Annotated in this window: 17 protein-coding genes; 5 read left to right on the top strand and 12 right to left on the bottom strand. The window is 62.2% G+C overall.

Features of this window, described 5'->3' with window-relative positions; all coding sequences use genetic code 11:
• Positions 1 to 25 precede the first annotated feature (25 nt).
• Positions 26 to 508: an Lrp/AsnC family transcriptional regulator gene (locus DKK66_RS16705; RefSeq protein WP_045847312.1), complete on the bottom strand. Its 483-nt coding sequence runs from the start codon at positions 506 to 508 to the stop codon at positions 26 to 28.
• 120 nt (positions 509 to 628) lie between these two features.
• On the opposite strand from DKK66_RS16705, the gene DKK66_RS16700 reads away from it, so the two are divergent.
• Positions 629 to 1,660 (top strand): histone deacetylase family protein, encoded by a 1,032-nt coding sequence (locus DKK66_RS16700; RefSeq protein WP_131359879.1) that lies wholly within the window; start codon positions 629 to 631, stop codon positions 1,658 to 1,660.
• Positions 1,661 to 1,722: 62 nt separating this feature from the next.
• Here the strand turns inward: DKK66_RS16700 and DKK66_RS16695 are convergent, their stop codons facing one another.
• The 3 genes from DKK66_RS16695 to DKK66_RS20235 all read right to left on the bottom strand — a co-directional run bounded on the left by DKK66_RS16695 (position 1,723) and on the right by DKK66_RS20235 (position 3,832).
• Complete coding sequence (locus DKK66_RS16695) at positions 1,723 to 2,973, bottom strand: cystathionine gamma-synthase family protein (RefSeq protein ID WP_131359877.1); 1,251 nt, start codon at positions 2,971 to 2,973, stop codon at positions 1,723 to 1,725.
• A 103-nt stretch (positions 2,974 to 3,076) separates the two neighbouring features.
• Positions 3,077 to 3,391: a rhodanese-like domain-containing protein gene (locus DKK66_RS16690; RefSeq protein WP_131359875.1), complete on the bottom strand. Its 315-nt coding sequence runs from the start codon at positions 3,389 to 3,391 to the stop codon at positions 3,077 to 3,079.
• 264 nt (positions 3,392 to 3,655) lie between these two features.
• On the bottom strand, positions 3,656 to 3,832 hold the full coding sequence (locus DKK66_RS20235) for a hypothetical protein (protein ID WP_156156971.1): 177 nt from the start codon (positions 3,830 to 3,832) through the stop codon (positions 3,656 to 3,658).
• Between the two features lie 483 nt (positions 3,833 to 4,315).
• Here DKK66_RS20235 and DKK66_RS16685 point away from each other — a divergent pair, with 483 nt between their 5' ends.
• Positions 4,316 to 5,587: a RidA family protein gene (locus tag DKK66_RS16685; protein WP_131359873.1), complete on the top strand. Its 1,272-nt coding sequence runs from the start codon at positions 4,316 to 4,318 to the stop codon at positions 5,585 to 5,587.
• Positions 5,588 to 5,642: 55 nt separating this feature from the next.
• Here the strand turns inward: DKK66_RS16685 and DKK66_RS16680 are convergent, their stop codons facing one another.
• Positions 5,643 to 7,067: a PLP-dependent aminotransferase family protein gene (locus tag DKK66_RS16680; RefSeq protein WP_045847317.1), complete on the bottom strand. Its 1,425-nt coding sequence runs from the start codon at positions 7,065 to 7,067 to the stop codon at positions 5,643 to 5,645.
• Positions 7,068 to 7,242: 175 nt separating this feature from the next.
• On the opposite strand from DKK66_RS16680, the gene DKK66_RS16675 reads away from it, so the two are divergent.
• Positions 7,243 to 7,497: a DUF2917 domain-containing protein gene (locus DKK66_RS16675; protein WP_165494206.1), complete on the top strand. Its 255-nt coding sequence runs from the start codon at positions 7,243 to 7,245 to the stop codon at positions 7,495 to 7,497.
• On the opposite strand, the gene DKK66_RS16670 is transcribed toward DKK66_RS16675, so the two are convergent.
• Positions 7,494 to 8,396, bottom strand: a complete 903-nt coding sequence (locus DKK66_RS16670) for a LysR family transcriptional regulator (RefSeq protein WP_045847319.1) — start codon at positions 8,394 to 8,396, stop codon at positions 7,494 to 7,496. The two genes, DKK66_RS16675 and DKK66_RS16670, sit on opposite strands and share 4 nt — an antisense overlap.
• A 93-nt stretch (positions 8,397 to 8,489) precedes the next feature.
• On the opposite strand from DKK66_RS16670, the gene DKK66_RS16665 reads away from it, so the two are divergent.
• Both DKK66_RS16665 and DKK66_RS16660 read left to right on the top strand, forming a co-directional pair.
• On the top strand, positions 8,490 to 8,972 hold the full coding sequence (locus tag DKK66_RS16665) for a DinB family protein (protein ID WP_131359867.1): 483 nt from the start codon (positions 8,490 to 8,492) through the stop codon (positions 8,970 to 8,972).
• Between the two features lie 13 nt (positions 8,973 to 8,985).
• Positions 8,986 to 9,468, top strand: coding sequence for an OsmC family protein (locus DKK66_RS16660; RefSeq protein WP_131359865.1), 483 nt, complete (start codon positions 8,986 to 8,988; stop codon positions 9,466 to 9,468).
• A gap of 3 nt (positions 9,469 to 9,471) precedes the next feature.
• Here the strand turns inward: DKK66_RS16660 and cobA are convergent, their stop codons facing one another.
• The 6 genes from cobA to DKK66_RS16630 all read right to left on the bottom strand — a co-directional run bounded on the left by cobA (position 9,472) and on the right by DKK66_RS16630 (position 18,382).
• Positions 9,472 to 10,233, bottom strand: coding sequence for a uroporphyrinogen-III C-methyltransferase (gene cobA, locus DKK66_RS16655; RefSeq protein ID WP_131359863.1), 762 nt, complete (start codon positions 10,231 to 10,233; stop codon positions 9,472 to 9,474).
• A 15-nt stretch (positions 10,234 to 10,248) separates the two neighbouring features.
• On the bottom strand, positions 10,249 to 12,957 hold the full coding sequence (locus DKK66_RS16650) for a nitrate reductase (protein ID WP_131359861.1): 2,709 nt from the start codon (positions 12,955 to 12,957) through the stop codon (positions 10,249 to 10,251).
• A gap of 68 nt (positions 12,958 to 13,025) precedes the next feature.
• Positions 13,026 to 13,343, bottom strand: coding sequence for a nitrite reductase small subunit NirD (gene nirD, locus DKK66_RS16645; protein ID WP_131359859.1), 318 nt, complete (start codon positions 13,341 to 13,343; stop codon positions 13,026 to 13,028).
• A 12-nt stretch (positions 13,344 to 13,355) separates the two neighbouring features.
• Positions 13,356 to 15,806 carry a nitrite reductase large subunit NirB gene (gene nirB / locus DKK66_RS16640; RefSeq protein WP_131359857.1) on the bottom strand — a complete coding sequence of 817 codons (2,451 nt, stop codon included), beginning with the start codon at positions 15,804 to 15,806 and terminating at the stop codon, positions 13,356 to 13,358.
• Between the two features lie 16 nt (positions 15,807 to 15,822).
• Positions 15,823 to 17,025, bottom strand: a complete 1,203-nt coding sequence (locus DKK66_RS16635) for a NarK/NasA family nitrate transporter (RefSeq protein WP_131359855.1) — start codon at positions 17,023 to 17,025, stop codon at positions 15,823 to 15,825.
• Between the two features lie 253 nt (positions 17,026 to 17,278).
• On the bottom strand, positions 17,279 to 18,382 hold the full coding sequence (locus DKK66_RS16630) for a CmpA/NrtA family ABC transporter substrate-binding protein (RefSeq protein WP_131359853.1): 1,104 nt from the start codon (positions 18,380 to 18,382) through the stop codon (positions 17,279 to 17,281).

The raw sequence follows: 18,382 nt of genomic DNA, 5'->3' as shown, positions 1-18,382 counted from the left end.
GACCACAAGCAGCGACCGGGGCGTTTCAGTCTGGCAGCGGAATGCGGCTACTGGCTTTCACTTCTTTCAGCGCCAGATTTGAATGGATGGCACTGATGCCCGGCACGGCGCGCAATTGCTCGACAAAGGCGCTGTAGTCGTCCAGATCCCTGGCCAGCACCACCAGCAGATAATCCGCCTCGCCGGTGATTTTGTGACAGGACAGTACTTGTTCATGGTCGCGGATCAGCGCTTCAAAGCGGTTGGGCTCCTGATCGCCGACATTACCAAAGCGCAGGCTGACATAGGCCAGTACATCCAGCCCCAGTTTGCGGCGGTCCAGATTGGCCTGATAACCCAGGATATAGCCCTCTTCTTCCAGCCTTTTGAGCCGTCGCCAGCAGGGCGTCACACTGAGTGACAACTGCTCGGCCAACTTGGGCGTGGACATGGCACCGTCACGCTGCAAATGCTGCAGGATGGCCTTGTCCACTGCATCCAGTGCGTCATCTGTTTTGTTCTTTCTCATTTTTTGCCAATTCCATTATTTTCTTTGCGCAGTTTGGCTTTTTTGTAACAAGAAAAGCAAAATATTTTTCCTGTCTGGCAAGCATACTGTGCAACAGGACAACAGCCAGCCAGGGTTAACATGCTTACTTTTTATAATCCGGACCACCAACTGCACCACGCCTCCGAACTGAAGGATGGCAAGGTGTCGCCCTGCTTTGAAATGCCGCATCGTGCCGACACCATTCTGGAGCGCGTGCGCCACAGCGGCCTGGGGGAAATTGCCAGGGCGACACACTATGACAGCGCGCGTTATGCACGGGTACACAGTGAACGCTACGTGCGTTTTCTGGAGCAGGCCTGGCAGGAATGGAGCGCGCTGGGCCACCAGCATGATGCGCTGCCACTGGTGTGGCCGGTGCGGGATTTGCGCAGTGATATCGAGCCGGAACATATCGACGGCAAGCTGGGGTTTTATGCCATGGATGCCGGGGTGGCCATCACCAGCGGTACCTGGCAGGCGGTGCGCGGCAGCGCGGATACAGCACTCAGCGCCATGGACCACCTGCTGCAAGGCCACGACAGTGCTTTTGCGCTATGCCGCCCGCCCGGCCACCATGCGGCAGCGGAGTACATGGGCGGTTACTGCTATCTGAACAATGCCGCCATTGCCGCGCAGTCCTGCCTGGATCAGGGTGGCAAGCGGGTTGTGGTGCTGGATGTGGACTTTCACCATGGCAACGGCACGCAAAGCATTTTCTACCAGCGCCCGGATGTGCTGTTTGTCTCGCTGCATGGCGACCCGCGCCGCTCCTACCCGTATTTTTCCGGCCATCGTGACGAAACCGGCAGCGGAGCCGGCGTGGGCTTCAACCTCAACTACCCGTTGCCACACGGCACCGACTGGGCGGCCTACGCAATTGCCCTGCAAGATGCCTGCCAGCGCATCCGCGCCTATCAGCCAGACGCGGTGGTGATTTCACTGGGGGTGGATACCTTCGAGCACGACCCGATCAGCCATTTCAGGCTGGCAAGCCCGGACTACCTGCGCATGGGGGCCAGCATTGCCACCATTGGTGCACCCACGCTGTTCGTGATGGAGGGTGGCTATATGGTGGAGGAAATCGGCATCAACGCAGTGAATGTGCTGCAGGGCTTTGCCGACGCACGCTGAAACTGGCCATGTAACAACGGGCGGCGGACCTCCCGGTCGGCGCGCCCGCTTTTATTCAGGATTTAGCCCAGGCAGGCAAAAGCCTGTTCAAAATCGGCAATCAGGTCGCCCACCTCTTCCAGCCCGACCGATACCCGTACCATGCCGTCCGGAATATCCATTTCCTTGCGTTTTTCCGGGCCGGCTTCCCAGAAAATGGTGGAGGCCACCGGAATCACCAGCGTGCGGGTATCGCCCAGGCCGGTGGCCTTGATCGGCACTTGCAGGGTGTTTAGCAGGGTATTGGTTTGTGCGGCGTCGTACAGCTCGAAGGACAATAGCCAGGCATTGCCACGGAACAGTTCACGCGCGCGCTGGTATTGCGGGTGGCTGGGCAGGCCCGGATAGGACACCTTGCGCACTGCCGGGTGGGCTTCCAGGTATTCGGCCAGCTGCTGGGCGGTGTTGCTGCAGTGCCCTACCCGCAAGGCCAGCGTTTCCATGCCGATGGAAATCAGGTTGGCATGCTCGGACGACAGCGACGCACCCATGTCGCGCAAGGCTTTCTTGCGGATCTGGGTCAGGCCTTGCTGGGCAGCCGGGCCCTTGCGGTAGTCGTCTGCGATATTCGGATAGGCCGACCAATCAAACAGGCCGGTATCCGTCACCGCGCCACCCAGTGCCGCGCCATGGCCGGCCAGGGTCTTGGTGAGTGAGTTCACCACCAGGCTGGCACCCACACTGGCCGGGGTGAACAATGCGGCCGAGGTAATGGTGTTGTCCACCACATACACCAGATCATGGGCCTGACACAGCTGGCCTATGCCTTGCAGGTCGGCAATCTGGGTGCCGGGGTTGGCAATAGTTTCCACGAACACCATGCGGGTGGCCGGAGTGAGGGCAGCCGCCACGCTGTCCGCCGAGGCCATGTCCACCATGCTCACCTCCACACCGAACTGGCGCAGCGTGCCCAGCAGGCTGTTGGTATTGCCGAACACATGGCGGCTGGAGACGATATGGTCGCCCGCCTTCAGCAAGGACAGGAAAATCGCGGCAATCGCGCCCATGCCGGTGGCAAAACAGACGGTACCAATGCCGTGTTCGATTTCGGTGATCTTGGCTTCCAGCGCTGCCGTGGTGGGCGTACCCTGACGGGCATAATTGAAGCCACCTTTCTTGCTGCCCTGGAAAATACCGATCAGGTCTTCAACACTTTCCAGACCGTACTGCACCGAGTTGTGTACCGGGGCGCGCAACGCGCCATATTCCATGCCCGCGCGACGGTCACGATGCACGATGGTGGTAGAGAGGCCCTGCTTGTCTGTTTTGCTCATTATCCTGTTTCCTGATGTGGGCCATCCGCACCCTGTCCGGTGGCAAATGTCCGGTGTCAGCGGCTCTGCCGCCTGCTTTGTCCTGTCCGGTGATCGTTGTATTTCAGCGCTGCTGCAGCAGGCGGTTCACCGTCGCCATGTTCTTGCCATTGATGACCTGTGGCAAACCGGCGGCCAGCAGCATTTTCCTGGCATGCGCTGCACGCATGCCGGCCTGGCAGTACAGCACCACCGGCCTTGCCTCTGCCAGCAGCTGTGCGCTGTGAGCGGGAATATCGGCCAGCGGGATATTGATGGCACCCGTCACGTGCGCACCGGCAAACTCAGCGGGCTCGCGCACATCCACCACCAGCACATTGGCAGGCAATGCCGCTGGCTTGCCTGCGCCGAAGATCAGCCGGGAAATGAAATTGAACATACTGTCCTTGATTGAAGCAGTCCCTGCGCCAGGCAACATGCAGGCGCGCGGATGGGGCTTATTTTAACCAGAGCCAGCGGTACTTGCCCGGCTTCTTTGTCAAAAAACGGAAGTCTGGTGAACATCGGCATGGAGTGGGCGGGGTGATACCGGCGGAAGCACCAAGCGAACGGAAGGCTGGGTGATTCTGGCAGACGGACATGATAAAGGCCGGAGAGTCCGGCCTTTGCGGTGTACTGCTGACTGAAGCTGACTTGAAGCCTGTCAGTGCGCGGCGGCGGACACTGCAGGCATGAGCGCCGGTGCCGACGGTAAACAGCCGGTTTCCAGCAACAGGTTTTCAAAATGCTGCAACTGTGCCCGCGCTTCTTTTACTTTTTCATCCAGTGCAAAAAATTCCAACGTGTAGGCTTCAATCTTGCTGCCGTCGCGGTTTGTCATCGATTTCCCCTTGTGCTTTAGTTTGGGTGTTTATCGACGCGGGTGGCAAAAGCTTGAGCCGCTCTGCAATAAAAAGCTATATGTCATTTTAAATGGCTAAAATATAAGCGTAATACCCACCTCAATTCCGCCCGGACATGGTAAGCAGGTCCGCATCGATTTCATCAAGACCACCATATTGGTGCTGCCAGAGTCATCAAGCTCAAACAGGACCAGCACAGCCTACCGGACAAGGCGGTACGGCTAGCCAGTCTGCGTGCCTGTCACCATTGCCAACTCCAGCCCAGACATCTCGTTTGGCCATCAGTAGCCTTTGCTTGATAAATATCAATATTCGCTTATTTACTAATAATTAGACATCTCTTATATTCGCGTTTTCTTATCTGGCAACTGCAAGCCGGTAGCAAAACCGCGTCATCCATGCACAGGCAAGCCACAGGCACAGGTCAAGCCACCCTTTCCCCGCACGAGGCAATATATACCATGAGCACTTTCAATGCCGTTCTGGCCCGCAACGCTGCCGGCCTTTCCACCGCCGACCGTCAGGCCGCCCACAGTGTCGCCTTCTCCCACTACAACAATCTGTCGGCACAGCTGCCGCTGGACCGCACCACCGGCCAGCTGGTAGCCGGTGGTATCCGTCAGCAGGCAGAGCAGTGCTTCGAGAATATCCGCAGCATCGTGGAAAGCATCTATCACAGCATGGATGATGTGGTGCGCATCACCATCTTCCTGCGTGATATCGCCGACCTGGCCACGGTGAATGCCGTATACGCCACTTTCTTCCCGGTTTACGTACCGGCACTGACCGCCGTGGCCGTGCATGACCTGCCACTGGGCGCGCTGCTGCAGGTGGAAGCACTGTTGTCCAATGGCGAAGGCACCATTCCGAATGCGCCGCAAGCCGGCGACCTGATCAAGCTGGCGCGCAATACCGACAGCGCACCCTGCTCTGCCCTGTCCACCCAGACCGTAGCGTTTTCCCATTACAACAATCTGACCGCACAACTACCGGTCAACCCGCATACCGGCGTGCTGGTGGAAGGTGGCATCGAGGAACAGGCCGCCCAGTGCCTGCGCAATATCAAGGCTATCCTGAACAGCATTGACGTGCCGTTTGACGACATTGTCAAAATCAACCTGTACCTGACCGACCTGGCCGACCTGCCCGCAGTGGACGCTGTTTACAGCACCTTCTTCCCGGATTCCGCCATTGCCCGCAGCCATGCCTATTTCCCGGCCCGCAGCGTGATTCCGGCACAGGCGCTGCCGCTGGCAGCCCGTATCCAGATCGAAGCCGTGGTATCGCATGGCGACGGCACCCCGCCGCAAGCAGTGGAAGACCGCCACGGTATTGTCATCCGTACCGGCCGCAGCGCGGACGTGCCGCAAGACAAGCTGGCCACGCAGTCGGTTGCCTTCTCGCACTACAACCACATTTCCGCACTGCTGCCCGTTAGCGCCCATGACGGCAAGGTAGTGGCTGGTGGCATTGCCGCGCAAACCCGCCAGTGTCTGGAACACTTGCAGAACATTACACAGAGCATTGAGCACAGCCTGGCGGATGTGGTGAAAGTGAATATCTGCCTGACCCGGCTGGCCGACCTGCCGCTGGTGGATGCGGTGTATCGGGATTACTTCCCCAGCGCCACACCGGCCCGTCGCATTATCGGCGTGGCCAGCCTGCCGGCTGGTGCGGACATCCAGATTGATGCCGTGCTGGCCAATGCCGAAGGCACTGCCCCGCGCAACTGAAGCCGCTTGACTGGCCAAACCACAGCGCCTGGCGAACCCGGTACTGCCGGGTCCGCTAGCCGCTGCGGTATTGCTGCCACACCAGTTGACTCAGTCGCAGCAGCCGGTCTTGCTGCTCTGGCGTCCAGGCTGCGGCGCAGGACAGGCGCACGCAATGGCGATAGCCGCCGCGTGGCGAAAACAGCGGCCCCGGTGCCAGGCCTATGCCTTCCTGCCGGGCTTGCTGGTGCAAGACCAGACTGTCGAAGCCCTGCGGAAACACCAGCCACAAGGCAAAGCCGCCTTGCGGCGCGGTGTATTGCACATCAGCCGGAAAATGCTGCGCCAGACCCTGCAACAAGCCTTGCATCTGGCTGGCTATGGCTCGGCGCAAGCGCCGCATGTGGCGGGGATAGGCGCCGCTTTCCAGAAAGCGCGCCAATACCGCCTGATTCAGCGTAGGCGTGGAGTGCGTGCTGAGGTATTTCTGCACCTCCACCTGGTTGCGATAGCGACCCGGATCTATCCAGCCTATGCGCAAGCCGGGGGCCACATCCTTGGTGAGCGAGGCGCAATACAGCACGTTGCCGCTACGATCAAACGCCTTGATCGGGCGTGGCCGCTGCCTGCCGTAGTAAAACTCGCCGTAAACATCATCCTCGATCAGCGGAATGCCACGCTCAGCCAGCATGTCGGCCACTTTTTCCTTGGCGGCATCCGGCATCAGCGCGCCCAGCGGATTGGAAAAATTGGGCACCAGAATCACCGCTTTGATGGCGGAATCGCGGGTGGCCAGCTCCAGCGCGTCTACCGAAATGCCGCTCACCGGGTCGGTGGGAATCTCCACCACGCGCAAACCCAGCGCCTTCAGCGTGAACAGCAGCGAAAAATAGGCCGGTGACTCCACCGCCACCACATCACCCGGCCGGGTAAGCGCACGCAAGGCCAGGTTAAGCGCCTCGATGGTGCCCTGGGTGACAATCAGCTGTTCCGGATGCAATTGACCACCCCACTCCAGTGCCAGCCGCGCAATCTGGCGCTTGAAGGCTGGCAGGCCGCTGGGGCGCCCGTAGTCGGACAGCAGGTCCGGGTGATGACGCATGCAGTCCAGCGTCATGCGCTGCAACTGGGCGGTGGGCAGCAGGTCGTGCGGTGCCACGGCACTGCGAAAACCCTGCATGCGCTCGGTGTGCTGCTCGGATTGGTCCTCGACATAGCTCCACAACAGCGGATCCACCGTCACCTCGGTGGCCGCGGCCAGGCGCAGCAAGGGCGTGCTGTCGCTACGCTGGCGCACAAAGTAGCCGGACTGTGGCCGCGCCTCCACCAGGCCCTGGTCCTCCAGCAGGCGGAAAGCCTGTTGTACGGTACTGAGGCTAAGGCCACGCCGCAATTTCATGTCGCGCAGCGACGGCAGACGCTCGCCCACGCGCAATACGCGGCTGGCGATCTGGGCGGCGATGTCATCGGCCAGTTGCTGGTAAAGAGGCTGCTTGTCCATGCCACCATGATAAGGGATTGCATGGCTGGCACCACGGACAGTTGTGCACAAAAACAGGCAGTACAGTTGCAAAAAAACCTGCGCTGTCATGGCTGTTTTTGACCAACTGTGTGGCTACCGGGGCTGTTTTGCCAGCGCTAAGCTGTTTGGCATCAACCGCAGCGGAGCACACGACATGACCACATTGCTACTGAAACAGGGTGAATTGCTAAGCCTGCAAGGCCGCCTGCCGCACAGCCTGAGCGTGCAGCAAGGACGGGTATGGATCAGCTACTGCGGCCAGGATGTGATCCTGGCGCGTGGTGCCAGCTGGACGCCGGGCAAGGCCAGCGGGGAAGCACTGTTGCTGGAAGCCGTTGGCGGCCCGGCGCAGCTGAGTTTGCAGTTGCAGGGGGAGCACAGCCTGTTGCAACTGGCCAGCTGCGGCTAGTCTGGCTGGCCGAAGGTTTCGTGCAGGAAGTCCAGCATGGCGGTGAGCTTGGCCTGATGCTGGCGGCCCGGCGGGTACAAGGCGGTGAGCGGCATGCTGTCGTCCACCCGCCACGGCTGCAGGATTTCCACCAGCCTGCCATCCTGCAATGCCGGTTCCAGCAAGAAGGCCGACTGACGGATGATGCCAGCGCCTGCCAAGGCCAGGCTGAGCAGGGATTCGGCACTGTCCACGCTCAGCCTGGCGCTGACATCCACCCGGCGCAATGCGCCATCCACCATGAAGGGCCACTGGTCGGCCTGCTCCACATCCGCCACCACCAGGCACTGGTGCTGTGCCAACTGGTCCGGGTGCTCTGGGCTGCCAAACTGGCGCAGATAGGCCGGTGCCGCACACACCTTGCGCGGCAGGCTGGCAATGGGGCGCGCCACCAGATTGTCCACCGGGCCCAGCGGCCCCAGCCGCAAGCCCAGGTCGAAACCGTCGGCGGCGATGTCCACCAGATGGTCGCTCACCGACAGGGCCAGCCGCAGCTGCGGATAACGTGCCATGAAGCGTGGCAGCGCCGGTAGCAACTGCTGGTTGCCAAAAGCAGTGCCCACGGTAATGCGCAGCGTGCCTTGCGGAATATTGCGGCCAAAACGCAGGTCGGCCTCGGCGCTGGCCAGGTCGTCCACGATGCGCCGGGCATGGGCGATGAAGCGCTCGCCCTCCGCCGTGGCCACCACCCGGCGGGTACTGCGGGCAAACAGGCGGCAGCCCAGGCGTTTTTCCAGCCGGTCTATTGCCTTGGACAGGGCCGAGGCCGTCAGCCCCAGCCGTTCTGCCGCGCGGGTGAAGCTGGCGCTTTCGCTCAGATACAGCACGGCCAGCAATTCGGTGGTTTGCGTTTCTATCATATTGCTGAATCTGTTTCAGTAATGAATTTCCCGACAGACAGATTCTAAAACCCGCCATGCGTAATAAGCTAGGTTTTTCACGGAGGACAGCTCATGCACACCCAACTGCACACCCTGTTTCAGGCCAAGGCCTGGGCTAACCGGCAATTGTTTGCCCTGCTGGAACAACAACTACCGGCACTGTCTGCCGATACCCGGACCGCTGCCATACGCATGCTGAACCATGTGTGGCTGGTGGAGCAGATCTTCCAGGCCAATCTGCAACAGCTGCCGCACGGCTTTGACGCGCTGAACACACCGGAAACCCCAACGCTGGCCGAGCTGAAGGCCCGTCAGCAGGCCAGCGATGGCTGGTATCTGCATTATCTGGACAGTGTGGACGCCAGCCATCTGACCGAGGCGGTGGACTTCCGCTTTGTCGATGGCAAGCCGGGCAGGATGCAGCGCTGTGAAATGCTGCTGCACCTGATTACTCACGGCAGCTATCATCGCGGCATGGTGGGACGCATGCTGGCGGAGGCGGATATCCGCCCGCCCAAGGACAGCCTCACCATCTTTCTGCATCAAACGGCCTGAACGGGAGAACACAATGGCGCAATTCGTGGTGGAAGTGGAATGGCAACGCAGCGGTCAGGATTTTCTCGATCGTCGCTACAGCCGCAAACATGTGCTGCGCTTTGATGGCGGCGCCGAAGTGGCGGGTTCGTCCTCCCCCGCCGTGGTGCCGCTGCCGATGTCGGATGCCAGCGCGGTGGACCCGGAAGAAGCCTTCGTGGCGGCGCTGTCCAGCTGCCACATGCTGTGGTTTCTGGACCTGGCCGCCCGTGCCGGTTTTATCGTAGAGCGTTATCTGGACCGGGCCAGTGGCGAGATGGGCAAGAATGCCGCCGGGCAACTGGCCATCACCCGCGTCACGCTTCGGCCGGATGTGCAATTTGGCAGTGCCAACCCGCCCAGCGCAGCCCAGCATGCCCAGTTGCACCATCAGGCGCACAGCAACTGCTTTATTGCCAATTCCGTGACATCTACCGTGCTGTGCCAGCCGGTGGGGCTGGACGAAACGTCGGTCTAGCCATCAGGCACAGCCTTGCGCTGCTGCGGGCTGCACCATGGCGGGCAGGCTGGCTTCGGCCATGGCCTCGCCCACCAGAATGATGGCCGGGCTGCCCATGCCTGCGGCCAGGGTGTCGGCTTCCAGCGTGGCCAGCGTACTTAGCAGGCGCTGCTCCTGCGGCGTGCTGGCCCACTGCACCACCGCCACCGGGGTGCTGGCTGGCAGGTGCTGCAACAGGGCCTGGTTCAGGCTGCCAATACGGCTCATGCCCATATAGATGGCCAAAGTAGTGCCGGTGGCGGCCAGTGCCTGCCAGTCCGGCTCGCTGTGGTCTTGTGCGTGGGCAGTCACCAGCGTCACGCCACGGCAGTGCTGGCGATGGGTGAGCGATACATTCAGGCTGGCGGCTGCCGCCAGTGCCGCGCTGATGCCGTTCACCACTTCCACCTCGATACCGTGTTGTTGCAGGTAGCGGATTTCCTCACCGGCACGGCCAAACAACAGTACCTCGCCGCCCTTCACCCGTACCACTCGCCTGCCCTGCATGGCATAACGGCGCATCAGGCGCTGGATGAAATCCTGCGGCGTGGACTTGCAGCCACCGCGCTTGCCCACCCGTACCACCTGCGCCTGCGGAGCCAGACTGACGATGTCCGGGTTGACCAGCTCGTCCAGCAGCAGCACCTCCGCAGCCTGCAACTGGCGCACCGCCTTGAGGGTGAGCAGTTCCAGATCGCCGGGCCCTGCCCCCAGCAGCACTACCTTGCCTGTTTCGCGTTTCATGTCCTTGCTCCCTGTTCAGGCAGGCTGCGCCACTGTGGCGGCCATGCGTTTGATTTCCGGCACACAGGAACCGCAGACGCTGCCGCAGCCCAGTGTGCCCTTGAGTTGTTCCACACTATCGCCCCGCTCCAGACACTGGCGGATGGCGCTTTCGCCTACCTGTCGGCACTGGCAGACCATTTTTTCCCGCACCACGGTGCGCTGTCCGGCCGGGGCAAACACGGTCAGGCGCGATCCCTGCCATTGTTCCCCCGCTTGCAGTTGCTGCAGCAGGCTGTCCGCTGCCGGGCCGTCTGTCGTACTGCTGCTGGCAAACACAAAGCCCGCCAGACGGCCATCGGCCCAGGCCACGCGCTTGACCACACCGCGCCGGTCGTCGCGGTATTCCAGCACCTCCGGACCGGGCTGCAGGCCCAGCACATCCAGCAGCTGTTGCAGCCAGTCATCCAGCGCCGTCGCATGCGCGGCGCGCAACAATAAAATATCCGGGCCATGCAAGGCAATGGCGGCATAGCTGCACTGGTGCAGCAGCGGTGCCAGCCGCGCCTGCATGGCCGGCAGGTCGTCACAGTGCAGCGCCGCCGTCACCCGCCACGGCAGGCTGATTTTTTCCACCTTGACGGCGGCATGCTTGAGTTCCGGCTGGAAGGACTGGCCATCCACCTGCGGCTGGCTGGTTTCATTGATGCCGCCACTATTGAGAAACTGGCCATTCCAGTGCATGGCGGCAAATACCGTGCCGCCGGGCAGTTCGCGGCTGATGGCAAGCGGCAATACCAGCTGGCCGCGCTTGCTGCTGATGCGCACCAGATCGCCCGCTTGCAGGCCACGGCGTTCGGCATCGTCCGGGTGCATTTCCAGTGCCGGTTCCGGGCGGTGGGCAAACAGCTGCGGCAGGCGGCCGGTGCGGCTCATGCCATGCCACTGGTCACGCAAGCGGCCAGTCAGCAGGCGGAAGGGGTAATGCGCCGACACATTCTCTGCCGGTGGCTGGTAGCGCACGGCATGAAAACGGGCGCGGCCATTGGCAGTGGCAAACACGCCATCGACATAGCGTCGCGCCTGCCCTTGCACCGCGCCAGCGGGCAGCGGCCATTGCTGCGGCCCGGCGCTGTTCAGCACCGCATGACTCAGCCCGCTGATGTCCAGATCACGCCCGGTGGTGAGTGCGCAATGTTCGTCAAACACACTGGCGACTTCAGTATCAGCAAACAGGCTGGCAGCGCCGGGATACAGCAGGGCCTCCAGACGGCGGGCAATCTGGCTGACAATCCAGCCATCGCTTTGCGCCTCGCCCGGTGGCGGCACGGCGGCACGCACCCGGCTGATGCGGCGTTCGGAATTGGTGACCGTGCCTTCTTTTTCACCCCAGGTGGCTGCGGGCAGCAGAATGTCGGCCAGCGCGGTGGTGTCGGTATGGGCAAAGGCGTCCTGCACCACCACCAGCTCGGCCCTGGCCAGTGCGGCGCGTACCTGCGGCAGATTGGGCAGCGAGTGTGCCGGATTGCTGCAGGCAATCCAGATAGCCTTGATGCGCCCCTGCTGCAATGCGTCGAACATGGCAATGGCGGGCAAGCCGAGCGTGGCCGACAGCCGCTCGGTCGGTACGCCCCAGTGGGCGGCCACTTCGGCACGGTGCGCGGCATTGTCGATATCACGGTGCGCCGCCAGCATGGTGGCCATGCCGCCTACTTCGCGCCCGCCCATGGCATTGGGCTGGCCGGTGAGCGAAAACGGCCCGGCACCTGGCTTGCCAATCTGCCCGGTGGCCAGATGCAGGTTGATCAGCGCCAGGTTCTTGTCAGTACCGTGGCTGGACTGGTTCAGCCCCATGCAGTACAGCGACAGGCTGGCCGGGCTGTGGCCAAACCACTCGGCCGCCTGAATCAGGTCTTCTTCGCGGATGCCGCAGATTTCCGCCGCCATGTTGGGCGTGGTGTTGCGCACCATCTGCTTGAGTTCGGCAAAACCTTCGGTATGGGCGCTGATGTAATCCGCTGCCACCAGCCCTTCCCAGATCAGGTGATGCAGCATGCCGTTGAACAGCGCCACATCGGTGCCGGGCTGAATCTGCAAATGCAGGTCGGCCATGGCGGCAGTGTCGGTGCGGCGCGGGTCAATCACAATCCAGCGCGTGTCCGGCCTCGCTGCGCGGGCGTCCTCCAGCCGACGCAGCAGCACCGGATGTGCATAAGCCAGATTGCTGCCGGCAAACAGCACGCAGTCCGCCTGTTCCAGATCGGCATAACAGCTGGGCGGGCCATCGGCCCCAAAGGCTTTCTTGTAGGCGGTAACGGCGCTGGACATGCACAGGCGGGAATTGGTGTCGATATTGTTGGTGCCCACCACGCCCTTGGCCAGCTTGTTGAACAGATAGTAGTCCTCGGTCAGCAACTGGCCAGATACGTAAAAAGCTACCGCGTCCGGCCCGTGCTGGTGGACGATGCGGGCAAAACTTTCGGCCACGCTGTCCAGCGCTTCAGCCCAGCCAACACGCTGGCGAGGCGCATCGCGGGTGAGCCGCATTTCCGGGTGCAGCGCACGGCCACTGTCGCTGGCGGCACTGGCCGCCAGGTTCAGCCCCTTGCTGCACAGCCGACCAAAATTGGCCGGGTGTTCCGGGTCGCCTCGTACACCTGTTATGCGTCCGTCTTCGCTGGCAATCAGCACGCCACAGCCTGTGCCGCAATAGCAGCAGGTGGAGCGGGTTTCAGTCCTGCCCATTTTGCTCATCCTTTTCTGATGACAAGGTCCCGTTGCAAGCCGTTGCAATTCTTTGCAATCGTCCTTGTTCACAAACCCAGCAGCACCATGCCCTGTTCCAGCTTCACTGGGAAATGGCGGGCGCAGCCTTCATCCGGCGCGCGCGCTGCGCCGGTAGCCAGGTCGATATTCCAGCTGTGCAGCGGGCAAGTCACCGACTCGCCGTGCACAATGCCCTGGCTCAGCGGCCCGCCCTTGTGCGGGCAGCGGTCCAGCAGGGCAAATACCTTGTCATCATGGGTGCGGAACACCGCCACATTGCCGCTGGCGCGTTCCACCACCCGGCTGCCTTGCGGCGGGATGTCGGCAAGGGCGCAAATCTGAACCCAGTGTTGGCTGTCTGTCATGCTGTGCGCTCCTCAGGCTTCCAGTTTGATCGGAATGAATTCGTTTTTCTGCGCCCCGGCAATACGTGCCGCCCATGGGTCGGGCAGGCCTTGCAGCGAGAACAGCAGCCGCTGGTACAAGGCCTGGCGGCTGGCAGCATCGGTCACTACCCTGGCCTTGATGACATCCAGGCCGACACGGGCGATGTAGTGCACGGTGCGGTCCAGGTAATAGGCTTCCTCGCGGTACAGCTGCAGGAAGGCGCCGCTGTATTCCTTCACTTCCTCGGCGGTTTTTACCTTGCACAGGAACTGCGCCACCTCGGTCTTGATGCCGCCGTTGCCGCCTACATACAGCTCCCAGCCGGAATCCACCGCAATCACCCCCACGTCCTTGATGCCGGCTTCGGCACAATTGCGCGGGCAGCCGGACACCGCCAGCTTCACCTTGTGCGGCGACCACATATTGGCCAGCATGGTTTCCAGATCAATGCCCATCTGGGTGCTGTTCTGGGTGCCAAAGCGGCAGAACTCGCTGCCGACACAGGTTTTCACCGTGCGGATGGATTTGCCGTAAGCGTGGCCGGACTGCATGCCAAGGTCTTGCCACACATTGACCAGGTCTTCCTTCTTCACGCCCAACAGGTCGATGCGCTGGCCACCAGTGACTTTCACCATCGGCACCTGGTATTTGTCGGCCACGTCGGCAATGCGGCGCAGCTCGCTGGCGGTGGTGACGCCGCCCTTCATCTGCGGAATCACCGAGAAGGTGCCGTCCTTCTGGATATTGGCGTGCACCCGTTCGTTGACGAAGCGGCTTTGCGGGTCGTCCACCGCCTCATGCGGCCAGCTGGACAGCAGGTAGTAATTGATGGCCGGGCGGCAGGTGGCGCAGCCATTAGGCGTGCGCCATTCCAGAAAATGGAACACCTCGGCATGGGTCAACAGGTGCTGTTCGCGGATGGCCTTGCGCACTTCTCCGTGGCTGCGCTCGGTACAGCCGCACACCGCCTTGGTCTTGGGCGTTTCCTGAAAATCGGTACCCACCACGCTCATCAATATCTGCTCCACCAGGCCGGAGCAGGAACCGCAGGAACTGGCCGCCTTGGTGTGCTTTTTCACCTCGTCCAGCGTGAACAGGCCCTTGTCCTTGATGGCCTTGACGATGGCACCCTTGCACACGCCGTTGCAGCCGCATACTTCGTCGCTGTCCTGCATGCAGGCGGCCTTGCTATGGCCTTGCACGCCGGCATCACCAATGGCGGATTCGCCAAACATCAGCGTATCGCGCAAATCCGCCACCGAGCGGCCTTCGCGCAGCAGCTTGAAGTACCAGGCACCGTCGGCGGTATCGCCATACAGGCAGACCCCGGCCAGCTTGTCGTCCTTGATCACCAGCTTCTTGTAGACGCCGCCAGCCGGGTCGGACAGCACGATGTCCTCCATGCCTTCCCCGCCCATGAAGTCGCCAGCCGAGAACAGATCAATCCCGGTGACTTTCAGCTTGGTGGACAGCACCGAGCCCTGATAACGGCCAATACCCAGCTGGGCCAGATGGTTGGCGCACACCTTGGCCTGCTCGAACAAGGGGGCGACCAGTCCGTAAGCCACACCGCGATGGCTAACGCACTCGCCCACTGCATACACGCGCGGGTCGTAGGTTTGCAGCGCATCGCTCACCACAATGCCGCGCTCGCAGTGCAGGCCGCAGGATTCGGCCAGTGCGGTATTGGGGCGAATGCCCACCGCCATCACCACCAGCTGCGCATCCACCTGCTCGCCATCGCTGAAACGCACCCCGGCCACACCGCCCTGGCCGTCATCCAGAATGGCCGCCGTCTGCTTGCCCAGCAAAAAGCCGATGCCGCGCTCTTCCAGCGCCCGGCGCAGCAAGTCGCCGGCCACATCATCCAGCTGGCGGTCCAGCAGCCAGTCACCCAGATGCACCACGGTAACCTCCATGCCACGCAGCTTCAGGCCGTTGGCGGCCTCCAGCCCCAGCAGGCCGCCGCCAATCACCACGGCCTGACGCTTGGTTTTGGCGGCCTCCATCATCAGCTCGGTATCACGGATGTCACGATAGCTGATGACACCGGCCAGCTCCTTGCCCGGCACCGGCAGGATGAAGGGTGTGGAGCCGGTGGCCAGCAGCAAGCGGTCGTAAGCCGCCTCGGTGCCATCCTCGGCGATGACTTTGCGGCGCACCCGGTCGATGGTGGCCACATTCTTGCCCATGTGCAGGGTGATGCCGTGCTCGGCGTACCACTCCACGCTGTTGAGAATGATGTCCTTGAAATCCTGCTCCCCGGCCAGCACCGGCGACAGCAAAATGCGGTTGTAATTGGGGTGCGGCTCGGCACCGAATACGGTGATGTCGTACAAATCCGGCGCCAGGCCCAGCAACTCTTCCACCGTGCGGATGCCGGCCATGCCATTACCCACCACCACCAGTTTTTGCCGGGTCTTGCCCTGCAGTTCTGCCATGTTCATCCTGTTCTCCTCAAACCCGGGCCGCAGCCACGCTCCAGCCACTGCGCCAGCGTTGTTTCACTCCGGCCAGGCTCAGCCAGGCCAGGCAGCACAGGCAGGCAAACAGCCACAGGCCTGCGGCATAGCCACCGGTGGCCTGCTTGATGGCGCCCAGGCTGGCTGCCAGGGCAAAGCCGCCCACCCCGCCAGCCATACCCACCAGACCGGTCATCACGCCGATTTCCTTGCCAAAGCGCTGCGGCACCAGCTGGAACACCGCGCCATTACCGGCACCGAGACACAGCATGGCCAGAATGAACAACAGCAGTGCCACCGATGGGCCACCCACATTGAAACCGGCCGCGCCAATCAGCAGCGCACAGCACAGATACACCGCGAGCAAGGAACGGGTGCCGCCCAGACGGTCGGCCAGCATGCCGCCCAGCGGCCGCATCACCGAACCGGCAAACACGCAGGCGGCGGTGTACAGCCCTGCGGTTTTGGCATCAAAGGCAAACTGGTCGTGAAAGTAACCCGGCAGCGCGCTGGCAAAGCCGGAGAAGCCGCCAAAGGTCATGGAATAGAAGAACATGAACCACCAGGCGTCCTTTTCCTTCAGCACCGCCAGATAGTCGGCCAGCTTCTTGGCTGGCGGCGCATTGGGCGCGTCCTTGGCACAGCAGGTAAAGATAAGCAGCGCGGCAATGAGCGGAATGCAGGCCAGGCCGAACACGTTCTGCCAGCCAAAAGCCAGAGCCAGCGCCGGGGCAAACAAGGCGGCCAGCACGGTGCCGGAGTTACCCGCCCCGGCAATGCCCATGGCCGTGCCCTGATGCTGCGGCGGATACCAGCGCGAGGCCAGCGGCAGCGATACCGCAAACGAAGCCCCGGCCACGCCCAGGAACAAACCCAGCAGCAGCGCGCCGCCCAGGCTGGCAATGCCGATCTGCCAGGCCGCCAGCAAGGCGGCAATCACCACCAGCTGGCCGATGATGCCGGCCCCGCGCGCGCCGATGCGGTCCACCAGCACCCCCATCAACAGGCGCAGGATGGCCCCGGCGAGGATGGGCGTGGCCACCATCAGGCCGCGTTGCTGGGTGGACAGATGCAGTGCGCTGGCAATGGGCACCTGCAAGGGGCCCAGCAGATACCACACCATGAAACTGAGGTCGAAATACAGAAAGGCTGAAAACAGGGTCGGCTTGTGTCCGGCTTGCCAGAAAGTGCGGTCCATGTAGTACTCCTGTCGGGGAAGCGTGCTTCCCGCCAAATGGCCAAAACAAAAACGGCGCCCTCCCTGACGATGAAGTCAGGAGAGGACGCCGTTGTCCGTATCGGTAGTGGCCGCCGTTGGCCACTGCCGTGATGTATGGTGCAGTCAGCACGCCGTTGCGCTGCTACACCGCACTTATTGCAATTTGCGTGCCAGCCGGAAAATTCTGTTTGCGGGAGTATTCATGGCGGTTTTGCCCGGATATTGCACCGCATCAGTGCGTGTATTGCGACAGCGCACCGACACTGGGCGCACTGCCGGAATAATCTGGCCAGTGGCTGCCGTCCATCAGCACGCTGTGGCGGTCATGTACAGCGGGCAATGACAAGCCGCAGGCCCGGGCCGCTTGCTCATACAAGGCGGTCTGGTTGACGCTGGCCACCACGGCGGCCGCGTCATTGCCCTGCCACATGCCCCAGCGCCGGTATTGCTGCAAAAACCACAAGGCATCCGACGGATATGGGTAATTGACGCGGCCTTCATCACAAAAATGCAGTGGACCGGCATCTGCTGCGGTCCAGTGTTGCAGGATCAACTCCGCCGGCATGGCCAGGCAGTCTTCCGCGGCCAGCCAGGCGGCGGCCAGTGCGTGGTTTTCCGGCTGATCCAGCCAGTGGCAGGCCAGCAGCAGCGCCTGTACCAGACGCCCGGCCACATCCGGCTGTTGCTGTGCCAGTTCGCGTCGGCAAGCCAGTACCTTTTCCGGGTGATTGGGCCAGATGACCGCACTGTCCGTCACCAGGCTGGCAACCCCGCGCTGCTGTGACAGTGCGTGCCAGGGCTGGCCGGCACAGAATCCGTCCAGCACACCAGCCTGCATGGCATCACTCATTTGTGCCGGTGGAATCACCACGCAACGGGCATCGCGCAAGGGATGCACACCCTGAGCGGCCAGCCAGTAATACAGCCACATGGCGTGGGTGCCGGTGGGAAAGGTATGCGCCAGTGCCAGCGGGCGGCCCAGTTGCTGGCTGATTTCCATCAGGCTGGCACCCTGACAATAGGCATCGGCCAAAGCCGGAGCCAGACTGATGCCCTGCCCGTTCTGGTTCAGCGTCATCAGGATGGCCATGTCGCAGGGCGGATTACCCAGGCCCAGCTGCATGCCATACACCAGCCCGTACAGCGCATGCGCGGCATCCAGCTGGCCGCTGATCAGCTTGTCGCGCACCGCCGACCAGGACGGCTGGCGGTGCAGGCAGAATTGCAGACCCATTTCACGGTCCAGCCCCAGACGCTGCGCCACCACCAGCGGTGCGCAATCTGTCAGTGCGACAAAGCCCAGGTTCAGTGTGTGCAAGCATGCGGGATCAGTCAT

This window comes from Aquitalea sp. USM4, from assembly GCF_004328945.1.
GTDB lineage: Bacteria > Pseudomonadota > Gammaproteobacteria > Burkholderiales > Chromobacteriaceae > Aquitalea > Aquitalea pelogenes.
Note: the sequence above shows the minus strand (reverse complement) of the source record. Positions and strands in the feature narration are given on the sequence as shown.

Bases quoted from the DNA above. Each gene is read 5' to 3' on its own strand.
- DKK66_RS16705 (WP_045847312.1), bottom strand. From the start codon at position 508: ATGAGAAAGAACAAAACAGATGACGCACTGGATGCAGTGGACAAGGCC.
- DKK66_RS16700 (WP_131359879.1), top strand. From the start codon at position 629: ATGCTTACTTTTTATAATCCGGACCACCAACTGCACCACGCCTCCGAA.
- DKK66_RS16695 (WP_131359877.1), bottom strand. From the start codon at position 2,973: ATGAGCAAAACAGACAAGCAGGGCCTCTCTACCACCATCGTGCATCGT.
- DKK66_RS16690 (WP_131359875.1), bottom strand. From the start codon at position 3,391: ATGTTCAATTTCATTTCCCGGCTGATCTTCGGCGCAGGCAAGCCAGCG.
- DKK66_RS20235 (WP_156156971.1), bottom strand. From the start codon at position 3,832: ATGACAAACCGCGACGGCAGCAAGATTGAAGCCTACACGTTGGAATTT.
- DKK66_RS16685 (WP_131359873.1), top strand. From the start codon at position 4,316: ATGAGCACTTTCAATGCCGTTCTGGCCCGCAACGCTGCCGGCCTTTCC.
- DKK66_RS16680 (WP_045847317.1), bottom strand. From the start codon at position 7,067: ATGGACAAGCAGCCTCTTTACCAGCAACTGGCCGATGACATCGCCGCC.
- DKK66_RS16675 (WP_165494206.1), top strand. From the start codon at position 7,243: ATGACCACATTGCTACTGAAACAGGGTGAATTGCTAAGCCTGCAAGGC.
- DKK66_RS16670 (WP_045847319.1), bottom strand. From the start codon at position 8,396: ATGATAGAAACGCAAACCACCGAATTGCTGGCCGTGCTGTATCTGAGC.
- DKK66_RS16665 (WP_131359867.1), top strand. From the start codon at position 8,490: ATGCACACCCAACTGCACACCCTGTTTCAGGCCAAGGCCTGGGCTAAC.
- DKK66_RS16660 (WP_131359865.1), top strand. From the start codon at position 8,986: ATGGCGCAATTCGTGGTGGAAGTGGAATGGCAACGCAGCGGTCAGGAT.
- cobA (WP_131359863.1), bottom strand. From the start codon at position 10,233: ATGAAACGCGAAACAGGCAAGGTAGTGCTGCTGGGGGCAGGGCCCGGC.
- DKK66_RS16650 (WP_131359861.1), bottom strand. From the start codon at position 12,957: ATGGGCAGGACTGAAACCCGCTCCACCTGCTGCTATTGCGGCACAGGC.
- nirD (WP_131359859.1), bottom strand. From the start codon at position 13,343: ATGACAGACAGCCAACACTGGGTTCAGATTTGCGCCCTTGCCGACATC.
- nirB (WP_131359857.1), bottom strand. From the start codon at position 15,806: ATGGCAGAACTGCAGGGCAAGACCCGGCAAAAACTGGTGGTGGTGGGT.
- DKK66_RS16635 (WP_131359855.1), bottom strand. From the start codon at position 17,025: ATGGACCGCACTTTCTGGCAAGCCGGACACAAGCCGACCCTGTTTTCA.
- DKK66_RS16630 (WP_131359853.1), bottom strand. From the start codon at position 18,382: ATGACTGATCCCGCATGCTTGCACACACTGAACCTGGGCTTTGTCGCA.